Raw genomic sequence first — 22,320 nt, forward strand, 5'->3', positions numbered from 1 at the left:
GGCGACGGGCTTGACTTTGACGACGCGCGAACCACCGTGGCGGGCGACCGCCTATTGCGAACGGTCGCCCTGGCAATAGTCGGGGGCGGTTGGTACCGCTATTGCCAGCCGTCAAGGGAGACCTCTGAGCCTCCCCCTAGATAATGGTGGAGGGCGTTTGAGGTGGTGACTACGAAGTTTTCGGGGATGGCGGTGGCGTCGACCCAGCGGACCTGGGAGTGTTTGCGGGGTTCGCGGTTTTCGGGTTCGCCGGTCCATTCGTGGGCAGCGAATACGACCGTGAGGAAGCCGTTGGGGGCTTCCACGCCCCAGGCGCCGTGGATGATGTGGGCGACCTTGAGGGACTCGGGCTTCACGGTGAGGCCGGTCTCTTCGTAGAGCTCGCGGACCGCGGTTTCGGTGATGGGCTCGCCCGGCTCGCTCTTGCCGACGGGGAGGTCCCACATTCCCTGGGCGAACTTCGCGTTCTCGCTGCGCTGGAGGAGGACTACGCGGTTGGTGGCCTTGTCGTGGACGATGACGGCCGCGACCAGCAGGGTCATCGATTCGAGCGCCGGCTTGAGGGCTTGGGAGCGGTCGTCGGTCGGCTGGGCCACGGTGTTCCCTTCGTCGGGCGGGTTGTTGGGCATGTTAGGCGAGGGCTTCGCGGGCGCGACGGGCGAGATCGGCGGCACCGGGAACGCGGCGGCGCTGGTAGACCGCGAGCGTGGAGCGGATCGAGGTGATCGCCTTTCGGGTCCGGTCGGAGGTCATGCCCTCCATGAGGACCAGGGCCCGGGTCCAGGCGGCGACGGCTTCGTCAGCGCGGGCCTGGGCGGCGAGGCTGTCGCCGAGGTCGGCGTGGGTGAGGGCATGGACGCGCTTGTACTTCGCGGGGTCCCAGCGGGTGAGGGCGTCGCGGTGCTGCTGTTCGGTGCCGATGTGGTCGGCGAGGTCGGTCAGGGTGCGGGCGGTGTGGCTGGCTACGGTGCCGACGGCGGGGCCGCTGACGCGGGAGTAGCTGGGCTGGGGACCGTCGTACCGTAGGAGGGCGTCCTCGGCGGCGAGCAGGGCGCGTGCGGCCGAGGCCGCGTCGCAGGGCGCCTTCGACGAGGTCGACGCAGTGGCGGGGCTGCCTGAGGCTCAGGGCCTGGTGGGCGAGGGCGCGCATCATCCAGGCGGCGTGGCCGTGGGGGTCGGCTTCGCAGGCGAGCTGGTAGCCGACCTGGTAGTAGCGCTGGGCGGCGCCTTCCTGGCCGAGGTCGTGGTGCTTCCACCCTGCGAGGTAGGCGAGTTCGGCGACGGCGCCGAAGGCGGCCCGGCGTAAGGCTTCGCTGGGGAAACGTCCGCGCAGCATGGGGGCGGCTGTGTCGGCGAGGTACGCGGTGACGGTGGTCAGGCCGTGCCCGCCGCCGAGGCGCTCGTCGGCTGCGCTGAAGGCCGCGGTGATCTGGCGTACGACGTCCACGTCCTCTACGCCGACCAGGGATGTGCCGGTGCGGGCGCGGAGCATGCGGGCGGTGGGTTCGTGGTCGTAACCGAGCGGCATGGCGACGCCGGCGGTGGTGAAGGCCGCGATGGCGAGGAAGCGGTGGCGTTCGACGTCGGCACGGCCCAGGTCGGTGACGGCGAGGACGGGGTCGGATTCCGCCGGTGCATCGGCATCACCGACGTGGAGGCCGATCTCGGTCTGGGTGATCACCCGTTCCGCTCGGCGGGACAGCGCCTCGGCCAGGTACTGACCTACCCGGCCCGACGGGGCACGGGTGCCGTTCACCCAGTGCGAGATGGCCGACTTGTTGGTCTGGAGGATCTCGCCGTTCTCGGCGGCGATACGCCGCACGTCTCGGGCGAGGGCCTCGTAGGTGCAGTTGATCGCGTCGATGACGTCACGCAGACGGGTGTTGTGATCTCCCTGCACTGCCACGATCGCCTCCGCTCCGGGGCTGTAAACCGCGTATACCGCTTCAACTGCCTCCCACCGTACCCACTGAGCGTGATCGAGGGTTCACTTATCAGTAGCCGCCCGGAACAGCGCGACCGTGATCCAGGCTCCCCCATGGTCCGGGTGGCACCCCGAGTTCCGTACGCCCACAACGGGCTCGGGCATTCCTGTGCCCGGACCCGGCCGAACAGAGACGGAGACACGGTGACCACCATCGACACCGCGGCCATCACGGTCGAGTTGCCCGAGGCGTTCGACCCGCGCTGGAACCGCCTGCCCGGCATCCAGGTCGACGGCCGGCGCATCACGATCGACCCGGCCGAGTACTTCTTCCGCTTCGAGTCCAACACCTGGCTCGTCGCCGACTGGGAGCTGGTCAAGGCCCAGCTCCTGGACGCAGACGAGACGGCCGAGAGCGCGGTCGAGCAGCTCGCGCTCGACTTCATCAAGTACCACGGTGAGTCCACCTCCGACGCGGCCCGCGTCATGGCCACCGCGTACGAGGTGTACGCCCACCTCTTCCGCGAGGAGCACCTGGCCGGCCTCGGCCTGCCGCAGATCACCGCCGAGCACCTGCGGATGCTCCGCGAGGCGGCCACGCTCATGGCGCTCAACAAGGTCGAGCTGGACGGGCACATCTCCAACGTCGGCCCGTGCTGGTTCTTCCCCGCCGCCACCTCCGTCGTCTTCGACCTGGACGACGAGACGGGCGGGATGCTCGACGAGGTCTACCACGGCGGCTGGTTCAACGAGCACCGCCGGATCGAGTCCATCAAGGCCCACGCCGCGCTCGGCGGCCGGCTCGTGCACGGCTGCCAGTCCGTGCCGGACCAGTCCGGCGGCGTGGTCGCGCCCTACGGTGCCTCGATGGCGAACTTCCGCGACGACCTCGCCGCGTTCAAGGCGGGCTGGATCGAGCAGGTCTACGCCCACCGCGTGAACCCCGCCGCGTAACCCCACCGATCAGGCTCCGGGGCGGGCCAGCATCTCTCGCCCGCCCCGGACGCCACCATCTCTCCGGAGCCCCCACGTGACCACGAACCCCAGCGCCGAACTTCTCGACAACCTGCTCACCGCGACCGGCCAGACCACCGCCGTACGAGATGAGGTACGCGCGTGGTCCATGTCCGGCGTCGAGCGCGTGACCTTTCCCGGCGGCTCCACCGCCGTCTTCAAGTACGCCAAGAAGCCCTTCGACAACGAGGACCAGGCCCTCCGCCTGGCCCACACCCTCGGCGTTCCCGTCCCCCAGGTCCACGCCTCCGCCGTCCTGGACGGATGGCTCGGCATGCTCATGGAAGACCTCGGACCGTCCGTCCGCGAGGCCGACGACCTCGACGGCGTCGCCGCGGCCGTAATCCTGCACGGCACCCGTACGGCTCCACCCTTGCCCGTCCTCGACCAGGAGCGGCTGCGCACGCTCCCGTCCCGGGCGCTGGAGCACCTCGAACGGCTACGCAAGGCCGACCGGTGGCAGGACGCCGACGACGTCGAGGACGCGCTCGACCAGATCGCCAAGGCCGCCGAGGCCCGCTCGGCCGGAGCAACAACGGAACCGTTCGGCTGGGTGCACTCCGAGTTCCACCCCACCAGCCTCCACATCGGCGAGCGCGGCTGGCGGCTGCTCGACTTCGCCCGCGCCTTCACCGGCCCCGGCCTGCTCGACCTCGCCAGCTGGCACGGCACCATCGAGCCCCCGCACCCCATCCGCCTCCGCGTCTTCCTTGAGCAGTACGTCACCGCCGACGGCACCCCCGACGCCCTCGCCCCGCGCGGCGGGCTCACCGCCGAACACTGGGCCCTGGGCTGGCACCGCATGTGGGCCGTCGAGTGGTTCATGGAGCAGTCCGTCCGCTGGATCAACGACCCGGCCACGGACCCCGCCTACATCAAGGCCGTCCGCCGCCACCTCACCGACATCCTCCACCTCCTGGAGATCTGACGTGCTCGCCCAGGCATCCCCATGGCACGCCCACGCCGTCCAGCGCACTGCCGCCGGACTCGCCGAACCTCTGGCGGTACCCGCCCGGATGGAATGGACGACCAGACCCGGCCAAGGGCCCGGCGCCGACGTCCTCGGCCCCGACCTGCGCGGCAAGCGACTCCTGGAACTCGGCTGCGGCCCCGGCCACAACGCCGCCCACCTCGCCACCCGCCACGGGGCCCACGTCACCGGCGTCGACCTGGTCGGCCTCCAGGTCCGCCGCGCCCGCTCCCACTACGGACGGCTGAACAACCTCACCTTCGTTGCTGGCCACGCCCTGCACTGCCTGCACGCCTCTGACGAGCAGTTCGACGCGATCTACTCCGTCTTCGGAGCCATCGGTCTCGTCGCTCCCGAGCTCCTGCTCCCGGCCATCGCCCAACGCCTCACGCCCGGGCGCGTGCTGGCCTTCTCTGTCCCCCACCCGCAGCGCGGCGGTCGAAGCCCCTCCGGCGACGACCGGCCCCGCCGCGACTTCGTCACCTTGCCCGACCGCACTCGGCTCCCCATCGCCCGATGGGAGTTCGATACCGACCGTTGGGAGAGGCACCTCAGCCGGGCGGGCTTCTGGCTCACTTCGGCCCAGGAGTTCAACGGCCCCCGCATGGGCCACTGGCCCACCGCCCTGCTGATCCGCGCTCGCAGGCTCTGACAGTCATTCGCCCTGGCTTCCCCTGGAGGAACCAATGCGCCCGCCCTATCTGCTTCTCGACATCGACGGCGTCCTCATCCCCTTCCCCGGCGCGGACGGCTCGACCCCGGCCACCCACGTCCGCTACGACATCGTCCCCACCGGTCGCAGCGCCGACAACCCAGTCACCATCTGGCTCAACCCCGCCCACGGCCGCCTGCTCATGGACGTGATCCGTGCGGGTCTGGTCACCCCCGTCTGGTGCACCAGCTGGCGGCAGGACGCCGCCGCCCTGATCGGGCCGCTCCTCGACCTTCCCACCTGGCCGTACGTCGACCTCCCGCGCCCCCGGATCACCACCAGCCACCCCAATGGTTACTTGTGGAAGCGGGATCCTGTCCACACCTGGCTGGGCGATGCCCCCGCCGTGTGGATCGACGACGACTTCACCAGCCTTGACCACGACTGGGCCGCAGAGCGCACTATCCGCGGCGCGGCGACCCTCCTGATCCAGTCTGACCCCCGCGCCGGGCTCCAGGCTGAGCACCTGGCCGAGGCACGAGCGTGGGCCAGGCGGCTGCTCGCTGTGCGGACTGCTGCGTCGGCCACTTCGAGCGAAACCGAAGCGGCCTGACGCGAACCGGAGCCAAGAGCGTCGATGCTCTCGTCGTGAGGCGTGGCGGGGGGCACCGATCGGGATCGCGGTGTCGACCGCGCTCCTCGGGCCTCATGGCCACTGGTGGCAGTGGCAGGAGGCTGCGGCGTAGCGGAGGTGGACGAGGCATCGTCTCCGGAGGCGCGAGCGTCAGGCAGGGCCGGCTCGTCCTCGGGCACGCGTCCGCCGTCGTCATACCGCGGAGCACCTGTGGCCGGGCGAAGAAGACCGCACCCGGTCCGCCATGGACGCCGTGCTCGGCGGCCTGCGGACCGGGTGCGGACCGGAAGACCAAGCGATCAAGGAAATCGCAGGTCAAAAGGCGTGATCGAAGATCAAGCCTTCTTGGTCTCCCAGAAGATCTTGTCGATCTGGGCGATGTAGTCCAGTGCCTTCTGCCCCGTGGCCGGGTCGGTCGAGCCCTTGGCCGTGCTCAGGGCCTTGAGGGTGTCGTTGACCAGCTGGTGCAGCTCCGGGTACTTCTCGAAGTGCGGGGGCTTGAAGTAGTCGCTCCACAGCACCGAGACGTGGTGCTTGGCGAGCTCCGCGCGCTCCTCCTTGATGGTGGTGGCACGGGCGCGGAAGTGCGGGTCCTCGTTGGCCTGGTACTTCTCCTGGATGGCCTTCACGGACTCGGCTTCGATACGGGCCTGGGCCGGGTCGTACACACCGCAGGGCAGGTCGCAGTGCGCGCTGACCTTGACCTTCGGCGCGAACAGGCGGGAGAGCATAGAGCTGTCCTTCCATTCGTGATCGTCTTCTCAGGTGCGAGATTACTCCGTGGGGGAAGCCTTTTCTCGGGTGCCCCGGGGGGCTTAGGTCAAAAGTCCAGTGCCAGGCTGGGACGCCTGGGATCCTGGTGGGTGCGGTTGAGGACCGGAGGTGCCGTGATGCGGGAGCAGCTGGGCGATCGCGGGCAGGAGCGTGACCGCGACCAGCGCGGGCTGCTGCGGATCGGGCTGGCGGAGGTGTACAACCCCTCGATGCAGCCGACGCTGTACCCCGGCGACCAGCTGGTGGTGCGCTACGGGGCGCCCGTGCGGCCGGGCGACGTGGTGGTGCTGCGCCATCCGTTCCGGCAGGACCTGCTGATCGTCAAGCGCGCCGTCGAGCGGCGCGAGGGCGGCTGGTGGGTCAGGGGCGACAACCCGTACGTGGAGAACGACAGCCGGGAGTTCGGCGTCGTGCCGGACGAGCTGGTGGTCGCGCGGGCCTGGGTGCGGCTGCGGCCGCGGCCGGGCGCGGGGCGCGGCGGTCAGCGGTCGGTGGCCGGGCTGGTCTCCTGGGCGGTGTCCGCCGTACGGCCCGTGCGCTCGCGGTCCTGGCGCCGGCTGCGCTCGGCGTCGGCCGACCGCTCGGCGTCCAGGCGTTTGCGGGCGCGGTAGGCGGCCACGTTGGCGCGGGTGGCACAGCGGTCGGAGCAGTAGCGCCGGGATCGATTTGTCGATGTGTCGAGATAAGCGTTGCGACAGGGTGACGCCTCGCAGATGCCCAGCCGGTCGGCGCCCAGTTCGGTGAGGTGGAAGGCCAGCCCCATGGAGGCGGTGGCGGCGTACCCGGCGCCCGCGTTGGCGGCGTAGTCCGCGATGTGCATGTGCCACTTGGGGCGGCCGTCGTCGTCCCGGGTCTCGTGGCCGGAGATCTGCGGGCTCACCGGGAACTCGATGAGCAGCGCGTTCAGCAGGTCCACCGCCAGCACCTCATCGCCGCCCGCCGCCGCCTCGAAGACGGCGCGCAGCCGGGCCCGTACCGACCTCAGCCGGGTGACATCGGCGTCCGTCGCGCGCCGGGCCGCCTGCTGGCTCTCCCCGAAGAGCGCGCGTACGGCATCCACCGAGGTCAGGGTGTCCGTGCCGCGGCCGGGCTCCTCGCTGTTGACCAGGCGCACGGCGAGATCCGAGTAATAAGCCAGTTCCACTTGTGGTCCTTACGACGGGCGGTCTAGAGTCGGTAATAGGCGGTCTGCCTACGAGGGTATTACGGGCGGCTTCCGCCGGACGAACGACGACGCAGGGCATGGAGGGGCACGATGACGGACACCGCCGCCGTGACGGACTGGCAGGCCTGGCAGCGGAGCTGGGACCGGCAGCAGGAGTGGTACCTCCCCGATCGTGAGGAGCGGTTCCGGGTGATGCTCGACGCGGTCGAGGCCGTCGTCGGACCGGAGCCGCGGATCCTCGATCTCGCATGTGGCACGGGCAGTATCTCGGACCGGGCGCTGCGCCGGTTCCCGGGCGCCACCACGACCGGCGTCGACCTCGACCCCGCCCTGCTGACGATCGCCCGCGGCCACTTCGCGGCCGAGCCGCGCGCCGAGTTCGTCACCGCCGATCTGCGCGACCCCGGGTGGACCGAGCGGCTGCCGCACCGCGCGTACGACGCGGTGCTCACCGCCACGGCGCTGCACTGGCTGCGCTCCGACGAGCTGCGGGTGCTGTACGGGCAGGTGGCCGGTGTCGTGCGGGAGGGCGGCGTGTTCCTCAACGCCGACCACATGCCCGATCCGGCCACCCCCCGGCTCAACGCCGCCGATCACGCCTACCAGAAGGCGCGGCAGGCGCGGGCCAAGGCCGAGGGCGCCCAGGACTGGGCGGACTGGTGGCAGACCGCCGCCCGGGACGAGGCGCTGGCGGGGCCGGTCGCCGAGCGGTTCGCGATCTTCGGCAATCCGGCCAACGGCGACCACGCGGACGGTGAGACGCAGTCCGTCGCCTGGCACGTGGAGACGCTCCGCGCGGCGGGCTTCGGGGAGGCGCGGGCCGTGTGGTGCTCGCCCTCGGACGCGATGGTGCTCGGGCTGAAGTGACCGCTTGGTCGGTAGTGGCCTCCCGGCCGGTACCGCCCTCCTGGTTGGTACCGCCCTCCTGGTTGGTGGTGGCCTCGTGGTCGGTGGTGGCCTCCTGGTCACCGCCCTCCTGGCCGGTGGTGGCCTTCTGGTCGGCACCGGCCGCCCGACCGGTCCCGGCCTCCTGGTCGGTGGTGACCGTCCGCCCGGCAGTGGCCCTCACCGCCGGGTAGTGGCCGTCCCACCAGTGGACCTCACCGCCCGGTAGCGGCCGTCCCACCGGTCGCGGACTCCTGCCCGGTCGTGGCCTCCTGCCCGGTAGCGGCCGTCCGATCGGCCGTGTCCCCGACGTGGCCGTCCGACCGTCCGTGCCCCCTGCCCCGCCGTGGCCGTCCGGCCGTCAGGGGCCTCCTGGCCGGCAGCGGAGTGGCGCCAGGGCGGTACGGGTACGTGCCCGTACCGCCCTCGCAGCCGTGACGGCGTCCGCGGCGGCTACGGCACCTTGACTACAGCACCTTGGAGAGGAACGACTTCGTCCGCTCGTGCTGCGGATTGGTCAGCACCTCCCGGGGGTGTCCGGACTCCACGACCACCCCGTCGTCCATGAAGACGACCGAGTCCCCGACCTCGCGGGCGAAGCCCATCTCATGCGTCACGACGATCATCGTCATGCCGTCCTCCGCGAGCCCGCGCATCACATCGAGCACATCGCCGACCAGCTCCGGGTCGAGCGCCGAGGTGGGCTCGTCGAAGAGCATCAGCTTCGGCTCCATCGCCAGCGCCCGCGCGATCGCGACCCGCTGCTGCTGGCCGCCGGAGAGCTGGGAGGGGTAGTTGCCCGCCTTGTCGGCGAGGCCCACCCGGTCCAGCAGCTTCCTCGCGCGTTCCCGGGCGACCGCCTTGGTCTCGCCCTTGACCTGGACCGGCGCCTCGATCACGTTCTCCAGCGCGGTCATGTGCGGGAAGAGGTTGAAGCGCTGGAAGACCATGCCGATGTCGCGCCGCTTCGCGGCGACCTCGCGGTCCTTGAGCTCGTAGAGCTTGTCCCCCTTCTGGCGGTAGCCGACCAGGTCGCCGTCCACGTACAGCCGCCCGGAGTTGATCTTCTCCAGGTGGTTGATACAGCGCAGGAAGGTGGACTTCCCGGAGCCGGACGGGCCGATCAGACAGAACACCTCGCGCGGGGCGACCTCGAGGTCGATGCCCTTGAGGACCTGCACCGCGCCGAAGGACTTGTGCACGCCCTCGGCCTTCACCATGGCGGTCATGCGCCGGCACCTCCCTGACGGTTGGAGAACGAGAGCAGATTGGCGCGGACGCGCTGGAACGGGGTGGCGGGCAGGTTCCGGCTGGAGCCACGCGCGTAGTACCGCTCCAGATAGAACTGGCCCACGCTCAGCACGGAGGTGAGGATCAGGTACCAGGCGGCGGCGAGGAAGAGCATCTCCGCGGTGGCGCCGGAGTTCTGGCCGACCTCGGAGGTGGCCTGCAGCAGGTCCCAGTACTGCACCGCGATCACCAGCGAGGTGGTCTTGAGCATGTTGATGAACTCGTTGCCGGTGGGCGGCACGATGACCCGCATCGCCTGCGGCAGCACGACCCGGCGCAGCGTCTTGGCGTGGCTCATGCCCAGCGCGTGGGCGGCCTCGGTCTGGCCCTCGTCGACGGACTGGATGCCGGCCCGGCAGATCTCGGCCATGTACGCGGCCTCGTTCAGCCCCAGGCCCAGCAGGGCGGCCAGGAACGGGGTCATGAAGTCCGACCACTCGTCCTTGTAGATCGGCATGATGTCGATGTAGTCGAACACCAGGCCGAGGTTGAACCAGACCAGCAGCTGCACATAGACCGGGGTGCCGCGGAAGAACCAGATGTAGCCCCAGGCGATGGAGGAGGTCACCGGGTTCTTCGACAGCCGCATCACCGCGAGGACGATGCCGAGGACCACCCCGACCACCATCGAGAGGATGGTGATCCAGACGGTGTTGCGGACGCCCTTGAGGATCTCGTCGTCGAAGAAGTAGTCCGGAATGGCACCCCAGTTGACGTCGCCGCGGGCGAAGGCGGAGACGAGCAGGGCGAGCAGCGCGATGGTGATGACCGCGGTGACCCAGCGGCCGTAGTGCCGCACCGGGATGGCCTTGATCTTGTCCGGGGCCGGCGGCGGGGCGTCGACCGGACCCGCCTTTTCGATCTTCAGTGTCACGGATGGTGCCTTTCAGCGCGTGCGCGGACGGGGGAGGGCCGGATCACTTGCCGCCGTTGATGACGGCCTTGGTGACCGCGCCGTCCTGGACCCCCCACTTCGCGATGACCTTGTCGTATTCGCCGTTCGCGATGATCAGGGCGAGTGCCTGCTTGAGGGCGTCCCGCAGCTGGGTGTTCTTCTTGGCGACGGCGATCCCGTACGGGGCCGCCTCCACCTGCTCGCCCACGAGCTGGAAGTCCTTGCCGCCGCCCGAGGTCTTCACCGCGTACGCGGCCACCGGGAAGTCGCTGGAGCCGGCGACGGCGCCGCCGCCGCGCAGCCGGGTCTGGGCCTCGGTGTCATTGCCGAACGCCTCGACCGAGATCTTGCCCTTCTTGTGCTTCACGCACTTCTTGGACTCGGTCTTGGCGAGGTCGTGGGAGACGGTGCCGCGCTGCACGACGATCTTCTTGCCGCACAGGTCGTCCCACGTCTTGATGCCCTTGGTGTCGCCCTTCTTGGTGTAGATGGAGACGCCCGCGGTGAAGTAGTCGACGAAGTCGACGCCCTCACCGGCCTTCTTGCCGGTTTCCGGATCGACGCCCTCCTGGCGGCCCTTGTTGTCGGTCATGGCCGACATGGCGATGTCGTAGCGCTTGGAGCGCAGGCCCGAGAGCAGGGTGTCGAAGGTGCCGTTGTTGAACTCGAACTTCACCCCGAGCACCTTGCCGAGCGCGTCGGCCAGGTCCGGGTCGATGCCCATGACCTTGCCGTTCTTCTTGAACTCGACCGGCGGGTAGTTGATGTCCGAGCCCACCTTGATCACGCCGGCGCTCTGGATCTCCTTGGGGAGCTGACGGAACAGCGGGGCCGTGTTGGTGGTGGACCCGCCCGTGGCCTTGTCGGTCTGGTCGCCGCAGCCCGTCAGCAGCAAGGCGCCTGCCACCGCTATCGCGCCGACGGGGGCCATCCGGGACTTCGTGGTGGCCCCACGGCGCGTGAAGCTGGCGGTCATGCTCGTTCCTCCGGCAGGGTGAGGGGGCGTCCGAGATGGCGGGAACACAGTTGTGGGTGTCGCGATCTCGTGTGATTGGGGCATCTTGCCATCGGGTGGACTCATCCGGGTCACCGACCATGTCAAAATCGGGTAACGGGCGATCCCCGTGGTGCACAACCGGACAGCGGTTACCGGCCGGACAGTGGCGGCCGGAGGCGCGAGGCGGGCTCATGGTCACGCGGAGAACAATGCGTGACGATGGCATGGACTTTCCGGAGCGCTTCGCCCGCTTTCAGGCGTTATGCCAGCTTTTCCGGCGTCATCGCACCAGAACTCGGTCGTCCCCCGGCGCGCGCTTCAGGTAGAACAGACGGTTACACCCCTCACCCGGGGCTCAGGGCGTGTGTGCGACGCGCCCGGCGTCCGTATTCACACCCATGCGGTGGTCATCCGCTGTCATGGGGACCGACGCGGTGCCCGCCCGCTCCGAACCTGGGGCGGATACCCTCGACAGAAAAACGACAAAGGGGTCAAAAAGTGGCAGCGGAGATGGCGAATCCTCGCAGCGACAGCACAAGCGGCAGCGGCGAAGGGGCCGAAGGCGTGACCGACGGCGAGCCCTTCGATCCGGCTTTCGCCCTGCACCGCGGCGGCAAGATGGCCGTCCAGGCGACCGTGCCCGTGCGCGACCGGGACGACCTGTCCCTCGCGTACACGCCGGGCGTGGCCAAGGTCTGCAGCGCCATCGCGGAGCAGCCCGAACTCGTCCACGACTACACCTGGAAGTCCCAGGTCGTCGCCGTGGTGACGGACGGCAGCGCGGTGCTGGGGCTCGGCGACATCGGCCCGGAGGCGTCCCTCCCGGTGATGGAGGGCAAGGCGATCCTCTTCAAGCAGTTCGGCGGTGTGGACGCGGTGCCGATCGCGCTCGACTGCCGGGACGTGGACGAGATCGTGGAGACCGTCGCCCGGTTCGCGCCCTCGTTCGGCGGCGTCAATCTGGAGGACATCTCCGCGCCCCGCTGCTTCGAGATCGAGCGCAAGCTCCAGGAGCGCGTCGACATCCCGATCTTCCATGACGACCAGCACGGCACGGCGGTGGTCACCCTCGCCGCACTGCGCAACGCCGCCAAGCTCACGGACCGGTCGCTGGGCCAGCTGCGCGCCGTGATCTCCGGGGCGGGCGCCGCCGGTGTCGCCATCGCCCGGATCCTCACCGAGGCGGGCATCGGCGACGTCGCCGTCTGCGACCGCAAGGGCGTCGTCTCGCAGGACCGCGAGGACCTCACCGACGTCAAGCGGGAGCTGGCCGGCTTCACCAACAAGGCCGGGCTCACCGGCTCCATGGAGGCCGCGCTGGACGGCGCCGACGTCTTCATCGGGGTCAGCGGCGGCACGGTCCGCCAGGAGGCGGTGGCGAAGATGGCGCCGGGCGCCTTCATCTTCGCGATGGCCAACCCCAACCCGGAGATCCACCCGGACGTCGCCCACCAGTACGCGTCCGTGGTCGCCACCGGTCGCAGCGACTTCCCGAACCAGATCAACAACGTCCTCGCCTTCCCCGGCATCTTCGCGGGTGCCCTCCAGGTCCGGGCCTCCCGGATCACCGAGGGCATGAAGCTCGCGGCGGCCGAGGCGCTGGCCGCGGTGGTCGCCGACGAGCTGAGCGCGGACAAGGTCATCCCCTCGCCGTTCGACGAGCGCGTCGCCCCGGCCGTGACCGCGGCCGTCGCCGCGGCCGCCCGCGCGGAGGGCGTCGCCCGCCGCTGACGCCCCGCGGCCGACCGGCGTTCACGCGCACGGGCCGCACCCTCCGCCGGAGGGTGCGGCCCGTGCGCCGTGTCCGGTCCGGGTGTTCCGTCCGTGTGGTCGGTGCGGGTGTTCGGTGCGTGTGGTCGGTGCGGGTGTTCGGTGCGGGTGTGGTGTCCGGACGGGGTGCTGGGTTCGGCCTGCGTGCTGGGTTCGGCCCGTGTCGGGTCCGGGCCGTCGTTCTCGGTCCGTGTCGGGTCCGGGCCGTGCCGTGTCCGGTGGCGAGCGGGGTCACACCGTGGCGTGGTTCCGCGGCGTCCCCGTACGGCCTATGGTCGGGATCATGTTCGCTGCCTACGCCGCACGTTTCGACCATGACCAGCCGCTGAACGGCCTCGAACTGGGGGAGCGCCCCGAGCCCGAGGCCCGGCCCGGCTGGACGACCGTGAACGTCAAGGCCGCCTCGCTCAACCACCACGACCTGTGGTCGCTGCGTGGTGTGGGCCTCGGCGAGGAGTCGCTTCCGATGATCCTCGGCTGTGACGCGGCGGGGATCGACGAGGACGGCAACGAGGTCGTCCTGCACTCCGTCATCGGCCAGAACGGACACGGTGTCGGACCGAACGAGCCCCGGTCCATCCTCACCGAGCGCTACCAGGGCACCTTCGCCGAGAAGGTGACCGTCCCCAGCTGGAACGTGCTGCCCAAGCCCAAGGAGCTCTCCTTCGAGGAGGCCGCCTGCCTGCCCACGGCCTGGCTGACCGCGTACCGGATGCTGTTCACCAACGCGGGCGTGCGTCCGGGCGACAGCGTCCTGGTCCAGGGCGCCGGCGGCGGTGTGGCCACCGCCGCGATCGTGCTGGGCGCCGCCGCCGGGCTGCGGGTGCTGGCCACCAGCCGGGACGCGACCAAGCGGGCCCGCGCCGTCGAGCTGGGCGCCGAGGGCGCGTACGAACCGGGTCAGCGGCTGCCGCGCCGGGTGGACGCCGTGATCGAGACGGTGGGCGCCGCCACCTGGTCGCATTCGGTGAAGTCCCTCAAGCCGGGCGGCACGCTGGTGATTTCGGGGGCGACCAGCGGCCCCAACCCGAAGGCCACCGAACTCAACCGGATCTTCTTCCTGGAACTCAAGGTCGTCGGTTCGACGATGGGCAACCGGGACGAGCTGGAGGACCTGCTGAGTTTCTGCGCCGCCCGCGGCGTACGGCCGGTGATCGACTCGGTGCTGCCGCTGGACCGGGCCCGTGAGGGGTTCGAGAAGATGGCGGGCGGCGATCTGTTCGGCAAGGTCGTGTTGACGGTCTGACGCCGATATCGCGCGTGCCGACATCTCGCCCGACATGTCACCGCGGACATCTCGCGGTGTCACCGCGAACATCTCGCCGTGACATGTCACCGTGACATCTCGCCGCGACATCCGCCGTCACCATCCGGGCCGGGGATGCGCGAGGGAATTCGAGGATGCCGGAGGGGCCCGTCCGCCGGGAAGGCGCCGCGCATATGCCAGGGGTTTGCGACGGAACGGGCCGGGCGATCTACTCGGCCGTGCCCGCCGGGGAATTCGTGAATTCCGGCGCCGACTTCGACGCCGGTACGAAGCTCCGCCGGAAGTGATAGCGGCGGGACGCGGAACCCACCAGACCGGGAAAGGCGCGCACCCGGCCCCAGGCGGACGATCCGGCCCGCGGTGCCTCGGCCGCCATGGCCGCCTCGTACGCCTCCGCACCGGTCCAGCGCGCGTAGCTGAGCACCCGGGCGCGGTCGGTGCTCAGATGGCGCTCGCCGTCCACGATCAGGTGGAAGTCGGCGGAGAGCAGGCCCGGGTCGGGTTCGCTCTCCAGCGCCTCGACGACCAGGTCGACCCAGTTCCGGCGGAGCCGCGGGTCGGCGTCGTCGAAGTCGGTCTCGGCCACCACGAACAGCCCGGGATCCGCGCCGTCCGCCTGGGCGGCCGGCGCCGAGAAGCTCCGGTAGCGCTGGTAGGAGGAGAGGCCGAGGCGCTTGATGTCCGGGACGGCGCTGTCGATGGCGTCGTTGCGCTCCTGGCGCCGGGTCCGGAAGAAGACGTGGTACGCCGCCTCGTCGGCCCACTGCGAGTGGTGCATCAGCGTATCGCCGTCGGTGCCCGCGTAGACGGTGTAGGAGAGCAGTTCGGGGGCCGGCCAGGGGCGGCTGTCCCAGGTGGCGGCGATGGCCTCGACCGCCGCCCGCTGCCGCTCCGGTGTGCCCACGCTCCAGGTGCTGAACAGTGCGGCACCCACATCGGGCCGGGCGGCGTCGGGCAGCGGACCGGGGATGGTCAGGACGGACATGGCGGTCACCTCGCGGTCGAAGGGATCAGAAGGACCTGACGGTCCGAAGGATCCGGAGAAAGCGGATCGGGGGTGGAGGGGCACCCCCGTGGCGCCCCTCCGGCCCCGATCCTGAAACTTCAACCGCGCTTGAAGTCAACAGGGCGCAGGGCGCTTACGCCCCCTGCGCCCGTCCGCCCCGCAGCAGCCCGCTGATCCGTGCCGCGGCCGCCGCCAGCTGGTGGCGGGCGTCGGTCAGCTGGGCGCCGGTCACCCCGTGGTCGCGGGCCGCGTCGCGGATGTCGTCGCGGAACCGGTCGAGCAGCCGTTCCAGATCGCGGGCGGGATCCGCCGAGGGGGTGAAGTCCCCGGGCCACTCGGACTCCCGTACCCCGGCCGCACCACCGCCGTCCTCCCCGCGGCCGCTTTCCGGCTTGGTCATGTCCACGGGCCCGGCCGCGGCCCCGGGCCCGGACGTCCCGTCGTCCCAGCCCCCGTCCGAGCGCGAGGTGCCCTGCCGGGAGAGCCGGCCCATCCCGCGTGACACCTCGGCCAGCCCCTCGCGCACCGCCCGCTGCCAGTCGCCCGCCCGGATGTGCTCCTGCGTCTGCTCCTGGACCCGCCGGGCGATCCGCTGGATCTCCTCGTGGGCGAACTCCTGCGCGTCCTTGGCCTGCTGACGGGCGCGCTGTGCGTCCTGCCGGGCCCGCCGGCTCTCCTCCTTCGCCCGGCGCGCCTGCTCCTTCCACTCCTCCTTCGCGCGCCGCATTTCCTCCTTGGCCTGCCGCCAGGTCTCCTTGTCGTGCCACGGCCACTCCCAGGGGGCGTGCGCGTCCCGGGCGCCGCCGGAGGTACGGGCCTGCTGGGCGGCCTCGCGCATCTCCTGCCGCAGGTCGCTCGCGGAGCCCCGGACGTCCTCCCGGATCTCGGCGGCGAGTTCGGCGACCGACTCGCGGATCTCCAGCTCCAGATCGGCCAGCTCACCGCCGCGGCCGGCCAGTTCGGCCCGTCCGGCGTCGGTGATGGAGTAGACCTTGCGGCCGCCCTCGGTGGTGTGGGTGACCAGACCCTCGGCCTCCAGTTTGGCCAGGCGTGGATAGACGGTGCCGGCCGAGGGCGCGTACAGCCCCTGGAACCGCTCTTCCAGCAAGCGGATGACCTCATAGCCGTGGCGCGGCGCCTCGTCGAGCAGCTTGAGCAGATACAGACGCAGTCGGCCGTGGGCGAATACGGGGGGCATCAGAGGACCTTTCCCTGGGTGCCGTCGGTGGTGTCCGGGGCGTCGTCCTCGGACGGCGGACGGCGCAGCAGCGCGATGGCGCCCGAGACGGTGGTGGCCTTGAGGCTGCCATGGCCCGCCCCCAGCCGACCGGTGATCTTCCTGCCCCAGCTGCCGCCGGGGGTGCCACAGGCGCCCCTCGGGCCGCTGACCCGCAGGTCGTCGAAGCCGTTGGTGACGGAGCCGCTCGCCGTATTGGCCTCGACCTGGGCGTCGGCGGGGTGCGGCAGCCGGATGGCGATCTCGCCGGAGACGGTGGTCAGGCCGATGTCGGCGCACGTCGGCGAGGGGGCCAGGTCGAGCACCATGCCGCCGCTGACCGACTCGCCCCGTATGCGGGACCCCGTGCCCTCGATCACGGTGAGGTCGCCGGAGACCGAGTGGAACCACAGGTCACCGGTGACGGCCTGCGCCTCGACCCGGCCGGAGACGGTGTCGGCCCGGATCGGCCCGGTCAGCCCGAGCAGGGTGAAGTCACCGGTCACACCGTGCAGATCGGCCCGGCCGGCCAGTCCGGAGACCACGGCGGAGGCCCCGATGACGCTGATCGTGGCGTCGGTCCCGGCGGGCACGGTGAGGGTGACGTGGACGGTGCGGTTCCACTGGCCGAGCCATGCGCGGAAGCCCTTCCGGCGCAGGTCGGGGTAGCCGAGGCTCAGGGTGTCGCCGGTGTGGGTGACCTCCAGCGGCGGGCCGTCGATCTGTGACACCTCGAGGCGGGCGGGGCCGGTGCCGGCGCCGACCACGTTGACCGTGCCGCCCGCGATATGGACGTGGAGGGCGGACACCGGGCCGTCGAGGGCGAGCTTCCGCGGCGCGCTGATCGACCACTCTGATCGGGCTGACATCCCTGGCCTCCCCTTGGCTGGACGCGCGACGCGCCTGCCTGGACGCAACATATCGTGTTTCCTGCTGAACACGATATATCGCGGTTGTGTCGAGTCAAGCCCCGTCCCGCTCCGGCCCGGCCTCGCCCGGCCTGGCCCGGTCCCGGCTCCGCTCCGGCCCGGCGCAGCCCACCCCGGCCTGGTCTCGGCTCCACCCCGGCCTCGGCGCGGCCTGGCCCTGGCTCCGCCCCGGCCCCGGCGCGGCCTGGTCCCGGCTCCGACCTGCCCCCGCCCGGACCCCGGTCCCTCCCGGGTCTCGCGCCTATTTCCCGGTCGGCTGAATCGCCCTTCTTCGAGAAAGCTCTCCACCCGGGGAATTTACGCTAGAGCCACGCTAGAGTCCTGGTAGAGCCTCATGGAGGACGAATGTTCGAGACTGTTACCTTCGTGCCCTCGGAATCGGGAGGGAAGAGGGCCGTGGGGTAATGACGTCACCATCTTTGAAAAGCTCGGTGCCAGAGGAAACCACGGAGCCGCGTTCGGTCGCCCGGTTACTGTTGCGGGCGGCCCGCGACCATCCCCATTCGGGGGTGCGGTATCTGGTCGGACCGGCCGCGGAGGAATCCGTTCGCCAGTCCTACCCGGAACTTCTGGAATCGGCGCTCGGCCTCCTCTCCGCGCTCCGGGACCGGGGATTGCGGCCGGGGGACAAGGCGGCCCTGCTGCTGGACCGCCAGCCGGAATTCCTGGTGGCCTTCTGGGCCTGTCTGCTGGGCGGCTTCGTGCCCTGCCCGATGGTGCCGGTCCCCGGTGACCCGGCGCGCTGGGCCGCCCAGCTCGCCCATGTCGACCGGCTGCTGGACGGCCCGCTGCTGGTCACCACCGAGGCGATGCGCGCCGACCTGCCCGATGTGCCCGGACTCGCGGTGGCCGTGATGGAGGAGCTGCGGAAGGCCGGGGAGCCCACCGGCGCCGAGGGCGGGCAGCCGCCCGCCGTGCACTCCGCGGCCCCGGAGGACCTCGCCCTGCTGGTGCTGACCTCCGGTTCCACCGGGAATTCCAAGGCGGTCATGCTGACCCATGGAAATATCCTGGCGGCCATGGCGGGAAAGGCTGGAAAGCAGCGGCTCACCGCCACCGACACCACGTTCAACTGGATTTCCTACGACCATGTGGCAGCGCTGCTGGAAGCGCATATGCTGCCGTTGTACGTGGGTGCCGAACAAGTGCACGCGGAAGCCGGGGTCATTCTCGAGGAGCCGCTGCGGTTTCTCCGTATCATTTCCCGCCACAAGGTCACGATGACCTTTACCCCGAACTTCCTCCTCGGCCCTCTCAATTCCTCGGCGCGCGCTGTCGCGGAGGAGATATCGGCGGGCGGTGAAGGGCTCGATCTCAGCGCGTTGCGTCATATCGTCAGCGGTGGCGAGGCGAATGTCGTGGCGACCGGCGAGGCATTTCTCGCCCATTACGCCCCGTACGGTCTGCGGGAAACCGCGCTCTGGCCCGCCTTCGGCATGACCGAGACCTGCGCCGGCAGCATCTACAACCGCGCGTTCCCGGTCGCCGACGTGGGCCAGGAGTTCGCCAACCTCGGTACCCCCGTCGAGGGCCTGCGGATGCGCGTCGCCGACGACGACCACCGGCCGCTGCCCGCGGGCGAGATCGGCGAACTCCAGCTCAGCGGGCCGATGATCACCCCCGGCTACTACCACGACGAGGAGGCCACCCGGGCCGCCTTCACCCCCGACGGCTGGTTCCGCAGCGGCGATCTGGGCCGGATCGACGAGGGCCGGCTGACCCTCGTCGGACGCAGCAAGGACAGCGTCATCGTCAATGGCGTCAACTACTTCAGCCATGAGATAGAGGCCGCCCTGGAGCAGCTCGACGATGTCGTGAGCGGCTATGCCGCGGCGTTCCCGACCCGCCGCCCCGGCAGCGACACCGAACAGCTGGTGATCGCCGTCAGCCCCGAACCGGCGGACGACGACGAGGCGGGGCTGCACCGCATGATCACCGCGGTGCGCTCCACCGTCGTGATCCACTGGGGCTTCCGGCCCTCCCTCATCCTGCCGCTGCCCAAGGACGCCTTCCCCAAGACCAGCCTCGGCAAGACGCTGCGCCGGCGGATGCGCCAGCGCCTGGAGTCCGGCGCGTACGACGAGGTCATCGCGCGGGTCGCGGAGCTGACCACCCGCCGGCTCGGCGGCCACACCCCGCCCGAGGGCGAGACCGAGCGAGTGCTCGCCGAGATCTACGCCGATATGTTCGACACCGTTCCGGAGCGGATCAGCGCCACCGCGAGCTTCTTCGAGCTGGGCGGCACCTCGCTGGACATCCTGCGGCTGCGGCGCCAGGTGCACCGGCGCCTGGGCGTCCCGGACCTGCCGGTCATCACGGTGCTCACGGCGCCGTCGGTGCGGCAGCTCGCCGCCCGGCTCGCCGACGGCGGCGCGCCCGCCGCCGCGGCGTACGACCCGGTCGTACCGCTGCAGACCGGAGGCGGGAAGACCCCGCTGTTCTGCGTCCACCCCGGGGTCGGCGAGGTGCTGGTCTTCGTCAATCTCGCCAAGTACTTCGTCGGCGACCGGCCGTTCTACGCGCTGCGCGCCCGTGGCTTCGACGAGGGCGAGAAGCCCTTCACCAGCTTCGAGGAGATGGTGGACTGCTACGTGGCGGCCATCCGCGCCCGCCAGCCGCACGGCCCGTACGCCGTGGCGGGGTACTCCTACGGCGGCGCCGTGGCCTTCGAGATCGCCAAGGCGCTCGAGGCCCAGGGCGAGCGGGTCGACTTCGTCGGCAGCTTCAACCTCCCGCCGCACATCAAGTACCGCATGGAGGAGCTGGACTTCGTCGAGACCGCGACCAACCTCGCCTTCTTCCTCGACCTGATCAACAAGAAGCAGTCCCTCGACCTTCCCGCCGAACTGCGCCCGCTGCCCAAGGAGGAGCAGCTCGCGCGTCTGCTGCGGATCGCCCCGCGCGGCCGATTGCGAGAACTCGACCTGGACCTGGGGAAGTTCACCGCCTGGGCGGAGCTGGCCCACGGCCTCACCGCGCTGGGCCGCGACTACCGGCCCAGCGGCACCACCCGGTCCATGACCGTCTTCTACGCGATCCCGCTGCGCGGCACCAAGGAGGACTGGCTGGAGCACGAGCTGCGCCGCTGGGACGAGCACACCACCGAACCGAACCGGTATGTGGACGTACCGGGTGAGCACTACACACTGATGGGCCCACGGCATGTCGCGGCCTTCCAGGCGATTCTGCGCAGGGAACTCGACCGCGCGCTGGGCGACGCGGACCGGGCCCGGACCACGGGCCAGGCATAGGCCCGAGTGGGTCAGGCATAGGCCCGAGCGGGCCAGGCACAAGGAGAAGAGCAGGGTGGAAGGAAAGAAGATCCTGGTCACCGGGGGAACCGGGCAGGTCGCCCGGCCGGTGGCCGAGGCGTTGGCCGAGCGCAACGAGGTGTGGTGCCTGGGCCGGTTCGGCACCCCGGGTGTCGAGAAGGAGCTGAACGACCGCGGGATCACCACGTTCCACTGGGACATGGACGACCCGGGCGCGGCGGCGTACGAGGGGCTGCCGGACGACTTCACCCATGTCCTCCACTCGGCCGTGCGCCGCGGTGAGGACGGCGACGTCAACGCGGCCGTCGAGGTCAACTCGGTGGCCTGCGGCCGGCTGATGACCCACTGCCGCGGGGCGGAGGCGTTCCTGTTCGTCTCCACCGGAGCGCTGTACAAGCGGCAGACCCTCGACCACGCGTACACGGAGGACGACCCGGTCGACGGGGTGGCGGACTGGCTGCCCGCCTACCCGGTGGGCAAGATCGCCGCGGAGGGCGCGGTGCGGGCGTTCGCCCAGGTGCTGAACCTGCCGACGACCATCGCCCGGCTCAACATCGCCTACGGCCCTGGCGGCTACGGCGGGGTGCCGATGCTCTACTTCAAGCGGATGCTCGCGGGCGAGCCGATCCCGGTGCCCAGGGAGGGCCAGAACTGGTGCTCGCTCCTGCACACCGACGATCTCGTCGCCCATGTCCCCCGGCTGTGGGAGGCCGCCGCGACACCGGCCACGCTGGTCAACTGGGGCGGGGACGAGGCGGTCGGGATCACCGACTGCGTGCGGTATCTGGAGGAGCTCACCGGGGTGCGGGCCCGGCTCGTGCCCAGCGACGTCACCCGTGAGACCTATCGGTTCGACCCCACCCGGCGGCGGGAGATCACCGGCCCCTGCCGGGTGCCGTGGCGCGAGGGCGTGCGCCGCACGCTCCAGGCGCTCCACCCCGAACACCTTCCGTCCGAGTCGCGGCACAGCGCCGTCTGAGGAGTGGCGAACACCATGGCATCACCGAACACCCCGGCACCGCCGAACGCCGCGGCATCACCGAACACCTCGGACTCACCGAACACCTCGGACTCACCGAACCCCTCGGACTCACCGAACCCCCCGGCCTCACCGAACATCGAGGCCATCCTCGCCTCCTACGCGGGTTTCCGCGACCGCGACATCGAGGGGATCCTGTCGGGCATGCACCCCGATGTGGAGTGGGTCCATCCGGAGGGGATGGGCAAGTACGGGCTCGGCGGCACCAAGCTGGGCCATGCGGGGATCAAGGAGTTCCTCGCCCATGTGCCGACGGTGCTGGGCGGGATGAGACTCGCGCCGAGGGAGTTCATCGAACAGGGCGACCGGGTCGTGGTCTTCGGCACCCGTGAGGTGACCTCGCTCCGCGGTACGACCGCGACCTTGGACTTCGTCCACTCGTGGACGATGCGGGACGGCAAGGCGACGAGGATGGAGGACATCTTCGACACCGTGGCGTTCCACGAGCTGATCGAGAGCTGATCGAGAGCTGATCGAGAGCAGGCCGGGAGCCGATCGAGAGCTGAGCTGACCGAGAGCTGGTCGAGGGGTACGGCCCCCGGCCCGCCCGCTCCCGTGCCGCGCGGGAGCGGGCGTACGGGCCGCAGACGGTACTGCGGCCCTCACCCGGTGCCGTGTGCC

Annotated in this window: 19 protein-coding genes and 2 pseudogenes; 11 read left to right on the forward strand and 10 right to left on the reverse strand. The window is 70.6% G+C overall.

Annotated features, from left to right (window positions below; all coding sequences use genetic code 11):
* Positions 1 to 98: 98 nt before the first annotated feature.
* Together AXW62_RS06940 and AXW62_RS06945 are read right to left on the reverse strand one after the other, a co-directional pair.
* Positions 99 to 629 (reverse strand): NUDIX domain-containing protein, encoded by a 531-nt coding sequence (locus AXW62_RS06940; protein ID WP_060943703.1) that lies wholly within the window; start codon positions 627 to 629, stop codon positions 99 to 101.
* Between the two features lies 1 nt (position 630).
* Positions 631 to 1,906 (reverse strand): annotated as a pseudogene (locus AXW62_RS06945) (NsdA family TPR-like regulatory protein).
* A gap of 222 nt (positions 1,907 to 2,128) precedes the next feature.
* On the opposite strand from AXW62_RS06945, the gene AXW62_RS06950 reads away from it, so the two are divergent.
* The 4 genes from AXW62_RS06950 (at position 2,129) to AXW62_RS06965 (ending at position 5,173) form a co-directional block, all read left to right on the forward strand.
* A complete protein-coding gene (locus tag AXW62_RS06950) occupies positions 2,129 to 2,878 on the forward strand; it encodes a hypothetical protein (RefSeq protein WP_060943704.1) in 750 nt (249 codons plus the stop codon).
* Positions 2,879 to 2,954: 76 nt separating this feature from the next.
* Complete coding sequence (locus AXW62_RS06955) at positions 2,955 to 3,866, forward strand: phosphotransferase family protein (RefSeq protein ID WP_060943705.1); 912 nt, start codon at positions 2,955 to 2,957, stop codon at positions 3,864 to 3,866.
* Between the two features lies 1 nt (position 3,867).
* On the forward strand, positions 3,868 to 4,560 hold the full coding sequence (locus AXW62_RS06960; protein WP_060943706.1) for a class I SAM-dependent methyltransferase: 693 nt from the start codon (positions 3,868 to 3,870) through the stop codon (positions 4,558 to 4,560).
* 34 nt (positions 4,561 to 4,594) lie between these two features.
* Entirely contained in the window at positions 4,595 to 5,173 is a 579-nt protein-coding gene (locus tag AXW62_RS06965; RefSeq protein WP_060943707.1) for an HAD domain-containing protein, read from the forward strand.
* A gap of 356 nt (positions 5,174 to 5,529) precedes the next feature.
* On the opposite strand, the gene sodN is transcribed toward AXW62_RS06965, so the two are convergent.
* Positions 5,530 to 5,925, reverse strand: coding sequence for a superoxide dismutase, Ni (gene sodN / locus AXW62_RS06970; protein WP_030823187.1), 396 nt, complete (start codon positions 5,923 to 5,925; stop codon positions 5,530 to 5,532).
* Between the two features lie 159 nt (positions 5,926 to 6,084).
* Between sodN and sodX the strand changes: the two are divergent.
* A pseudogene (sodX, locus tag AXW62_RS45535) lies at positions 6,085 to 6,393 on the forward strand (nickel-type superoxide dismutase maturation protease); the annotation flags it as partial.
* 56 nt (positions 6,394 to 6,449) lie between these two features.
* On the opposite strand, the gene AXW62_RS06975 reads toward sodX, so the two are convergent.
* Positions 6,450 to 7,112 (reverse strand): CGNR zinc finger domain-containing protein, encoded by a 663-nt coding sequence (locus tag AXW62_RS06975; protein ID WP_060943708.1) that lies wholly within the window; start codon positions 7,110 to 7,112, stop codon positions 6,450 to 6,452.
* A 111-nt stretch (positions 7,113 to 7,223) separates the two neighbouring features.
* Between AXW62_RS06975 and AXW62_RS06980 the strand changes: the two genes are divergently transcribed.
* The gene (locus tag AXW62_RS06980) at positions 7,224 to 8,000 is read left to right on the forward strand and encodes a class I SAM-dependent methyltransferase (protein ID WP_060943709.1); all 777 of its coding nucleotides are present in this window, start codon (positions 7,224 to 7,226) and stop codon (positions 7,998 to 8,000) included.
* A gap of 485 nt (positions 8,001 to 8,485) precedes the next feature.
* On the opposite strand, the gene AXW62_RS06985 is transcribed toward AXW62_RS06980, so the two are convergent.
* From AXW62_RS06985 to AXW62_RS06995, 3 genes are read right to left on the reverse strand one after another with little or no spacing between them, the layout of a single operon-like run.
* A complete protein-coding gene (locus tag AXW62_RS06985; protein ID WP_060943710.1) occupies positions 8,486 to 9,247 on the reverse strand; it encodes an amino acid ABC transporter ATP-binding protein in 762 nt (253 codons plus the stop codon).
* The gene (locus tag AXW62_RS06990) at positions 9,244 to 10,182 is read right to left on the reverse strand and encodes an amino acid ABC transporter permease (RefSeq protein WP_060943711.1); all 939 of its coding nucleotides are present in this window, start codon (positions 10,180 to 10,182) and stop codon (positions 9,244 to 9,246) included. Before AXW62_RS06990 ends, AXW62_RS06985 begins: the two co-directional genes overlap by 4 nt.
* A gap of 43 nt (positions 10,183 to 10,225) precedes the next feature.
* Positions 10,226 to 11,179 (reverse strand): ABC transporter substrate-binding protein, encoded by a 954-nt coding sequence (locus AXW62_RS06995; RefSeq protein WP_060943712.1) that lies wholly within the window; start codon positions 11,177 to 11,179, stop codon positions 10,226 to 10,228.
* Between the two features lie 519 nt (positions 11,180 to 11,698).
* On the opposite strand from AXW62_RS06995, the gene AXW62_RS07000 reads away from it, so the two are divergent.
* Positions 11,699 to 12,931 (forward strand): NAD(P)-dependent malic enzyme, encoded by a 1,233-nt coding sequence (locus tag AXW62_RS07000; protein WP_030823207.1) that lies wholly within the window; start codon positions 11,699 to 11,701, stop codon positions 12,929 to 12,931.
* A 322-nt stretch (positions 12,932 to 13,253) separates the two neighbouring features.
* On the forward strand, positions 13,254 to 14,216 hold the full coding sequence (locus AXW62_RS07005) for a zinc-binding dehydrogenase (protein WP_060943725.1): 963 nt from the start codon (positions 13,254 to 13,256) through the stop codon (positions 14,214 to 14,216).
* 229 nt (positions 14,217 to 14,445) lie between these two features.
* Here AXW62_RS07005 and AXW62_RS07010 read toward each other — a convergent pair whose 3' ends face one another.
* The 3 genes from AXW62_RS07010 to AXW62_RS07020 form a co-directional block, all read right to left on the reverse strand.
* Entirely contained in the window at positions 14,446 to 15,222 is a 777-nt protein-coding gene (locus AXW62_RS07010) for an antibiotic biosynthesis monooxygenase (protein ID WP_060943713.1), read from the reverse strand.
* 154 nt (positions 15,223 to 15,376) lie between these two features.
* Positions 15,377 to 16,441: a PadR family transcriptional regulator gene (locus AXW62_RS07015; RefSeq protein ID WP_060943714.1), complete on the reverse strand. Its 1,065-nt coding sequence runs from the start codon at positions 16,439 to 16,441 to the stop codon at positions 15,377 to 15,379.
* A complete protein-coding gene (locus AXW62_RS07020) occupies positions 16,441 to 17,328 on the reverse strand; it encodes a DUF4097 family beta strand repeat-containing protein (RefSeq protein WP_060943715.1) in 888 nt (295 codons plus the stop codon). Before AXW62_RS07020 ends, AXW62_RS07015 begins: the two co-directional genes overlap by 1 nt.
* Positions 17,329 to 17,792: 464 nt before the next feature.
* Between AXW62_RS07020 and AXW62_RS07025 the strand changes: the two genes are divergently transcribed.
* From AXW62_RS07025 to AXW62_RS07035, 3 genes are read left to right on the forward strand one after another with little or no spacing between them, the layout of a single operon-like run.
* Positions 17,793 to 20,639, forward strand: a complete 2,847-nt coding sequence (locus tag AXW62_RS07025; protein WP_060943716.1) for a non-ribosomal peptide synthetase — start codon at positions 17,793 to 17,795, stop codon at positions 20,637 to 20,639.
* A 55-nt stretch (positions 20,640 to 20,694) separates the two neighbouring features.
* Positions 20,695 to 21,639 carry an NAD-dependent epimerase/dehydratase family protein gene (locus tag AXW62_RS07030; RefSeq protein ID WP_060943717.1) on the forward strand — a complete coding sequence of 315 codons (945 nt, stop codon included), beginning with the start codon at positions 20,695 to 20,697 and terminating at the stop codon, positions 21,637 to 21,639.
* 15 nt (positions 21,640 to 21,654) lie between these two features.
* Complete coding sequence (locus AXW62_RS07035) at positions 21,655 to 22,161, forward strand: nuclear transport factor 2 family protein (RefSeq protein WP_252368519.1); 507 nt, start codon at positions 21,655 to 21,657, stop codon at positions 22,159 to 22,161.
* Positions 22,162 to 22,320: the final 159 nt, after the last annotated feature.

This window comes from Streptomyces hygroscopicus subsp. hygroscopicus, assembly GCF_001553455.1.
GTDB lineage: Bacteria > Actinomycetota > Actinomycetes > Streptomycetales > Streptomycetaceae > Streptomyces > Streptomyces hygroscopicus.

Excerpts from the sequence above, each read along its gene's own strand:
- AXW62_RS06985 (WP_060943710.1), bottom strand. The coding sequence starts at position 9,247 with ATGACCGCCATGGTGAAGGCCGAGGGCGTGCACAAGTCCTTCGGCGCG.
- AXW62_RS07005 (WP_060943725.1), top strand. The coding sequence starts at position 13,254 with ATGTTCGCTGCCTACGCCGCACGTTTCGACCATGACCAGCCGCTGAAC.
- AXW62_RS07020 (WP_060943715.1), bottom strand. The coding sequence starts at position 17,328 with ATGTCAGCCCGATCAGAGTGGTCGATCAGCGCGCCGCGGAAGCTCGCC.
- AXW62_RS06980 (WP_060943709.1), top strand. The coding sequence starts at position 7,224 with ATGACGGACACCGCCGCCGTGACGGACTGGCAGGCCTGGCAGCGGAGC.
- AXW62_RS06940 (WP_060943703.1), bottom strand. The coding sequence starts at position 629 with ATGCCCAACAACCCGCCCGACGAAGGGAACACCGTGGCCCAGCCGACC.
- AXW62_RS07015 (WP_060943714.1), bottom strand. The coding sequence starts at position 16,441 with ATGCCCCCCGTATTCGCCCACGGCCGACTGCGTCTGTATCTGCTCAAG.
- AXW62_RS06995 (WP_060943712.1), bottom strand. The coding sequence starts at position 11,179 with ATGACCGCCAGCTTCACGCGCCGTGGGGCCACCACGAAGTCCCGGATG.
- AXW62_RS07025 (WP_060943716.1), top strand. The coding sequence starts at position 17,793 with ATGACGTCACCATCTTTGAAAAGCTCGGTGCCAGAGGAAACCACGGAG.
- sodN (WP_030823187.1), bottom strand. The coding sequence starts at position 5,925 with ATGCTCTCCCGCCTGTTCGCGCCGAAGGTCAAGGTCAGCGCGCACTGC.
- AXW62_RS07035 (WP_252368519.1), top strand. The coding sequence starts at position 21,655 with ATGGCATCACCGAACACCCCGGCACCGCCGAACGCCGCGGCATCACCG.
- AXW62_RS07010 (WP_060943713.1), bottom strand. The coding sequence starts at position 15,222 with ATGTCCGTCCTGACCATCCCCGGTCCGCTGCCCGACGCCGCCCGGCCC.
- AXW62_RS06965 (WP_060943707.1), top strand. The coding sequence starts at position 4,595 with ATGCGCCCGCCCTATCTGCTTCTCGACATCGACGGCGTCCTCATCCCC.